Origin of the sequence: Alterirhizorhabdus solaris (assembly GCF_007785815.1) — a bacterium.
Classification (GTDB): Bacteria; Pseudomonadota; Alphaproteobacteria; order Sphingomonadales; family Sphingomonadaceae; genus Alterirhizorhabdus; species Alterirhizorhabdus solaris.
Map to the genome: position 1 here is coordinate 1 of NZ_VNIM01000153.1, position 6,271 is coordinate 6,271.

Here is a 6,271-nt window from a genome sequence, read left to right on the forward strand (position 1 = left end):
CGCCCACACCATCCAGCTGGCGGTGGCGCCGGTGTTCATGCTGGCGGGGATCGGCAGCTTCCTGAACGTGCTGACCGGGCGACTCAACCGCGTGGTGGATCGCGCGCGCCTGCTGGCCGAGCAGCAACGCAGCCGGGTGGGCGACCCCGCCCCGCGGCTGGTGGAGCTTCGCCATCTCGATCGCCGCATCCGTCTTGCCAGCATCGCCATCTGGCTGTGCACCGCTAGCGCGTTGATGATCTGCTTCGTCGTGGCCGGGCTGTTCATCGCCGGCTTGGCGCGGCTTGGCTTTGCACGCACGATGGCGGTCGGCTTCGTGCTGGCGATGTTGCTGCTGGTGGCGGGGCTGCTGGTGTTCCTTGTCGAGGTCCGCGTCGCCTACCGGGCGATCCGCATCAGCGACGATCTGCTCGAACGAAAGCTGAAGCGATGACGCGCACGCTGGAAACACGCCTGCTTCAGGTCGTCGTGGCGGTGGCCTGCCTCGTGCCGCTCGATACCGGAGGCACCGGCATCGTTCGCGGCGCGGCGATGCTGCGCGGCATGCCGCAGCCGGTGCCCGCAGATATCGACAGCCACTTCCGCTATCTGTGCGGCATCTTCTTTATCGTCGGCTGTGCTTTCGTCAGCTGTATCCCCGATATCGCGCGCAAGGGTCCGCGGTTCCGACTGCTCGGCGCGATGGTGGTGGCAGGCGGCCTTTCCCGGCTGCTTTCGCTGGTAACCGTCGGGGTGCCGTCTGCCGGGCATCAGTTCGGGCTGGTCATGGAACTGGGCGTCGTGCCGCTGCTGATGCTGTGGCAGGCGCGGGTCGCCCGCCTTTCGCGCTGACGGAACCGTTCCGGCAACCGCTCCGTTCTGCCCGTGGACAAGCAACGGAGAGACGAGATGGCCAAGGACGCCGAAATCGAAGCGAAATTCTGGAGCGCGCTGAAGTCCAGCCCGTTCATCATGCTCGGCCTCGATGGCGCGCGCGACGGGCACACCCAGCCGATGACGGCCATCACGGAAAACGACGAGAGCGGTCCGCTTTGGTTCTTCACCAGCAAGGACAACGGGATCGTCACGGCGCTCGGCACCTCCCACCGGGCGATCGCGACCTATACCGGCAAGGGCCACGACCTTTTCGCGACAATCCACGGCGAGCTTTCCGTACAGACGGATCAGGCGACGATCGACCGTCTCTGGAATCCGCATGTCGCGGCATGGTTTGAGGGTGGCAAGACCGATCCGAAGATCGCGCTGCTCCGTCTCGATACCGAAAAGGCTCAGATCTGGCTTGATGGATCGAGCATTGCCGCAGCCGTGCTGAGCTGGTTCGGCAAGGATCCGAAGGAATCGTATAAGGACAACGTCGCCGAGGTAAGCCTCTGAGGCGACGTGGGCCGGGGCGCGTGCCCCGGCCTATCCCCACAGGGCGGGGGTGGCGGGCAACATCGTTCCACCGTTGAAATCGAAGCCGTCTTCGCGGTCACCCTGCAATAGCAGCGGTCCATCCAGATCGATCCAAGTCGCATGCTGGGCCAGCAGGAATGCCGGTGCCACACCCAACGACGTCGATAACATGCAGCCTATCATGACACGCATGCCTGCCGCGCGCGCCTCTGCGACCAATTCAAGCGCCTCAGTCAGGCCTCCGGCCTTGTCGAGTTTGACATTGATCGCGTCGTAGCGGCCGAAGCAGTGGGCAAGATCGGGCCGATCCTGGCAGCTTTCGTCGGCGCACAAGGGAATGGGCGACGCCACGGTGTCGAGCAGATGATCCGACCCGGCGCGCACGGGCTGCTCGATCAATTCGACCCCATAAGGCACCAAAGCGGCCGCCTCTGCCTGAACGTCGCGGTCAGTCCATGACTCGTTGGCATCCACGATCAGTCGGGCGTCGGGTGCCCCACGTCGAACGGCCGCCACCCGGTCACGATCACCCTCCCCTGCCAGCTTGAGCTTCAGCAGCGGATACAGCGGCGCCGCTGCTCGCGCCGCTTGCTCCATCACCACCGGTGTATCAAGTGAAAGGGTAAAAGCGGTGGTCACTGCTGCCGGAGCATCAAGCCCGGCACGGCGATAGACCGGAATACCGCTCGTCTTCGCCTGTACATCCCACAAGGCGGCATCGATCGCATTCCGTGCGGCGCCGCGCGGCATCAGGCTGAGCAACGCGGCGCGATCGACCCCCGCTTCGATCGAGCCGGCTACCGCGCGGACTTGGGCTTCCACGCTCTCCGCACTCTCGCCATGATAATAAATCGCCGTACTTTCACCCCGACCACGGTGCATCCCGTCGGTTATTTCTACCACGACGACATCGACGACAGTCTTGGCGCCTCGAGCGATGGTGAAAGCACCGGCGACGGGCCATCGCTCGATCCTGACGTCGACTTTTCGCATCTGCAACTCGAACACACAAACAGGGTATCGCCAGCTAAACGTGTTAGCCAAGATTACGTTCGGTTAGCGACACAGTCGGCCAAAAGGCAAAAGCGCACCTAGGCAGCGTCATGCTCGATGATCCAGGCCTCAACGACCGGTGCGATTACTTCGCGCCAACGTCGGCCGTTGAAAATACCATAATGGCCGACCGATTCTGCCATGTAGTATTTCTTCTTGTCGTCGGGCAGCGACGTGGCAATCTTGAGTGCTGCCTTGGTTTGGCCGATACCTGAAATATCGTCGCGTTCACCCTCGATTGCCAGGATCGCAACATCCGTGATCGCCGCCGGATCGACCCGTTCACCGTGATACATCAACTCACCCTTGGGGAGCAGATGCTGCTGAAACACAGCGTCGATCGTTTCCAGATAGAACTCGGCGGACATATCGCAAACCGAGCGATACTCGTCATAAAAAGCCTTGGACTGATCGGCGCTCTCGCCATCGCCAGACACAAGATGCTTGAACATCGCCCAATGGCTGTTCAGATGATTGCCGAGGTTCATCGTCATGAACCCACTGAGCTGCAAAAATCCCGGATAAACCCGCCGGCCGGCGCCCGGATAATAGAATGGCACTTCGGCGATCACATTCTGTTCGAACCAGGCATGCGGGCGCTGTGTGGCAACGGTGTTTACCTCAGTCGGAGCTTCACGCGTATCGATTGGCCCTCCCATCATCGTGAGCGATGCCGGCCGTGCCGGATCCTTCGCCGCCGACATTACCGCGGCCGCCGCATAGCTTGGCACCGATGGCTGGCAAACGGCAAGGACGTGGGTCGACGGCCCGATATGCCGGAGGAAGTCGATCACATAGTCGATATACTCGTCGAGGCCAAAGCGGCCGGCCGCCATCGGCACCAGCTTCGCGTCGCGCCAGTCCGTGATATACACGTCATGGCCGGGCAGCATCCGCTCGACCGTGCCACGAAGAAGCGTTGCGAAATGGCCGGACATCGGGGCCACGATGAGCAGCTTCGGCCCACCCTCGACACCTTCGCGCACGAACCGCTTGAGCTGCCCGAATGGCTTTCGGAGCACGATCTCTTCATGAACCGCGACCGTCCGGCCGTCGATCAGGGTAGTGTTCAAACCGAATGCCGGCTTGCCACGCGGTGCCGAGGCGTGGGCAAAAACATCAAGCCCCGACGCGAACATCGGTGCGACGGCGCCATACGCAAGCGGGTTAACCGGGTTCTGCATCCACTGCGCACCCGCATTAGCAAACGCGCTTGCGCCGGCCAGAAAGGAACGCTGCATCTCGAACGCATTATAAAGCATCGGATTTCCCCCAAGCCGCCCGGCTTTCTATCTGATGGCGCCTCTTAGCGTATTTTGCCTTAATTCGCTATGTAAGACGATCGGTTGAGGCTTAACGCCACCGCTGCTACGCGGTTCCGCATGGTTGAGAGCACTCCTACCCCGCCACGTCGCCGCAAGATGGGTAACCTCGCCCTCATCTGGCACTTCGCGTCCCGATACCCCGGGCATATCGCCATGGCGGCGTTGGGGCTGATATTCGCGGCTGGCGCGACACTTGCGATACCAAGCGGTTTTCGGCGGGTGATCGACAAGGGCTTCATCGCCGATGGAGGGGATGTCAGCCCTTATTTCCACTATCTGCTGATGATCGTCGTGGTGCTGGCGCTTGCGACAGCCCTGCGTTTCTATTTCGTCTCGTGGCTGGGCGAGCGTGTGGTGGCGGACGTCCGTGCGGCCGTACATCGAAATCTGCTGACCCTCGCCCCGCGTTTTTTCGAGGAAAACCGCCCTTCGGAGATCGCATCCCGGCTGACGGCCGACACTTCCGTGATCGAGCAGATCGTCGGCACTACCGTGTCGGTCGCGCTCCGCAATATCCTGCTTGCGCTGGGCGGACTGATCTATCTGTTCACTCTGGCGCCCAAACTCACCGGCTTGTTGCTGCTCGGCATTCCGGTGGTGATCGTGCCGATCATCGTTCTTGGCCGCAGACTGCGGCTGATGTCGCGGTACAGTCAGGATCGGATCGCGGATGTCGGCGCGATCATCGCGGAAACGCTATCCGCCATGAAGATCGTGCAGGCCTTTGGTCAGGAGGATCGGGAGAGCCGGCGGTTCGGCACGGCGGTCGACGCCGCCTTCTTGGCGGCAAGGCGGCGGATCCTCGTACGGGCCGTGATGACCTCGCTTGTCATAGGTCTCGTCTTCGGATCGGTAACGCTGGTGATGTGGCAAGGGGCGGTCGATGTGGCATCCGGGCGACTGTCCGGTGGCACGATTGCCGCGTTCGTCATCACAGGCGGCCTTGTCGCCGGCGCCTTAGGAGCCCTGAGCGAGGTCTATGGCGATCTGTTGCGCGGCGCCGGTGCAGCCGGACGCCTGGCAGAACTTCTCGCCGAACTGCCGGATATCGCGCCGCCCGCTGTTCCGACAATCCTGCCGGCTGTGGCGGAAGGTCGCCTGTCGTTCGACAACGTCACTTTCCGCTACCCGACGCGTCCGGAGATCAAGGCGCTCGACGATTTTACGCTAACCGTCTCTCCTGGAGAGATGGTGGCGGTAGTCGGACCGTCCGGGGCGGGCAAATCGACGCTGATCCAGTTGGCGCAACGATTCTACGATCCGGAAACCGGCACCGTGCGCGTGGATGGCGTGCCCCTGAGAGAGGCCGATCCGTCTGCTGTCCGTGCTCGCATCGCGATGGTCCCTCAGGAGACGGTGATCTTTGCCGCCTCCGCACGGGATAACCTGCGCTACGGTCGCTGGGACGCAAACGACGCCGACATCTGGGCGGCAGCGGAAGCGGCCAACGCGGCCGAGTTCCTGCGCGACCTGCCGCAGGGCCTTGAGACATTCATGGGAGAGGGAGGCGCCCGCCTGTCAGGGGGCCAGCGCCAACGCCTTGCGATCGCCCGGGCGTTGCTGCGGAATGCGCCCCTGTTGTTGCTCGACGAGGCGACCTCCGCACTGGATGCCGAATCCGAGCGCCTGGTGCAGGATGCACTGGAGAGACTGATGGTAGGTCGCACGACCATCGTGATCGCCCACCGTCTGGCGACCGTACGTGCGGCCGACCGGATCATCGTCATGGATCGGGGACGTATCGTGGAGCAGGGAACGCATGAGCGCCTGTCTCTGGATAGTGGCCTTTACGCCCGACTTGCCCGACTTCAGTTCGACAACATCGCTGACTAGTCTTTGGGATACGCCTCTGGCTCATCCCACACATGACGAGACGTGGCATACGCGATCTTCATACCTGCGGATCAAGACGCCCTTCTAGTTGACGAGACAACGATGTCTCAAAAAGCCGGCTGCTTTGTCGAACAAGGACGGTGCGTTACTATTCCAGTCTGGATGCTTAGGGACGTAGCTAACAGCCTCACACCACTTGTTTAGTGCAGTGCCGTACGGCTCGGTGGATGAGCATGCCGTAGTGACAATCCGCCGCTAAACAGAAAAGGGGAGCCGACTTGCGTCGGCTCCCCCATCTTTCCCAATCGGGAAAATCGCTTACTGGCCGGAACCCGGACCGAAAGTGATCTCCACGCGACGGTTCTGCGGCTCGCGAACACCGTCGGCGGTCTCGACCAGCGGGCGGCTCTCACCAAACGCTTCGGTCGACAGGGCCGTCTCAGGAATGCCCTTGCCGGCCAGATAGGCACGGACGGCATCAGCACGACGCTGCGAGAGACCAACGTTGTACGAGTCGGAACCCGACTTGTCAGCGTGACCTGCAAGCATCACCGACGCCGAACCACCCGAGGCATAAGCCGCGGCAGCATTGTCGAGAATGCCAGCTGCTTCGGTCGTGATGTTCGACTTGTTCCAGTCGAAGAACACGATGAACGGGCCAGGTG

Annotated in this window: 7 protein-coding genes; 4 read left to right on the forward strand and 3 right to left on the reverse strand. The window is 62.3% G+C overall.

Annotated features, from left to right (window positions below):
• The 3 genes from FOY91_RS20230 to FOY91_RS20240 form a co-directional block, all read left to right on the forward strand.
• Nucleotides 1-433: DUF2721 domain-containing protein (locus FOY91_RS20230; protein WP_145155727.1), on the forward strand; the 433-nt coding region annotated here is incomplete at its 5' end.
• Complete coding sequence (locus FOY91_RS20235) at nt 430-831, forward strand: DUF4345 domain-containing protein (RefSeq protein WP_145155729.1); 402 nt, start codon at nt 430-432, stop codon at nt 829-831. The genes FOY91_RS20230 and FOY91_RS20235, both read left to right, overlap by 4 nt.
• 57 nt (nt 832-888) lie before the next feature.
• On the forward strand, nt 889-1,374 hold the full coding sequence (locus tag FOY91_RS20240) for a pyridoxamine 5'-phosphate oxidase family protein (RefSeq protein WP_145155731.1): 486 nt from the start codon (nt 889-891) through the stop codon (nt 1,372-1,374).
• Nucleotides 1,375-1,404: 30 nt separating this feature from the next.
• On the opposite strand, the gene dgcA is transcribed toward FOY91_RS20240, so the two are convergent.
• Together dgcA and FOY91_RS20250 are read right to left on the reverse strand one after the other, a co-directional pair.
• Nucleotides 1,405-2,388: an N-acetyl-D-Glu racemase DgcA gene (gene dgcA / locus FOY91_RS20245; protein WP_145155733.1), complete on the reverse strand. Its 984-nt coding sequence runs from the start codon at nt 2,386-2,388 to the stop codon at nt 1,405-1,407.
• Between the two features lie 98 nt (nt 2,389-2,486).
• Nucleotides 2,487-3,710 carry a polyhydroxyalkanoate depolymerase gene (locus FOY91_RS20250; protein ID WP_145155735.1) on the reverse strand — a complete coding sequence of 408 codons (1,224 nt, stop codon included), beginning with the start codon at nt 3,708-3,710 and terminating at the stop codon, nt 2,487-2,489.
• A gap of 120 nt (nt 3,711-3,830) precedes the next feature.
• On the opposite strand from FOY91_RS20250, the gene FOY91_RS20255 reads away from it, so the two are divergent.
• Nucleotides 3,831-5,606, forward strand: a complete 1,776-nt coding sequence (locus tag FOY91_RS20255) for an ABC transporter transmembrane domain-containing protein (protein WP_145155737.1) — start codon at nt 3,831-3,833, stop codon at nt 5,604-5,606.
• Between the two features lie 318 nt (nt 5,607-5,924).
• Here FOY91_RS20255 and FOY91_RS20260 read toward each other — a convergent pair.
• Nucleotides 5,925-6,271, reverse strand: a 347-nt coding sequence (locus tag FOY91_RS20260; RefSeq protein ID WP_145155739.1) for an OmpA family protein, incomplete at its 5' end; no start/stop codon positions are given.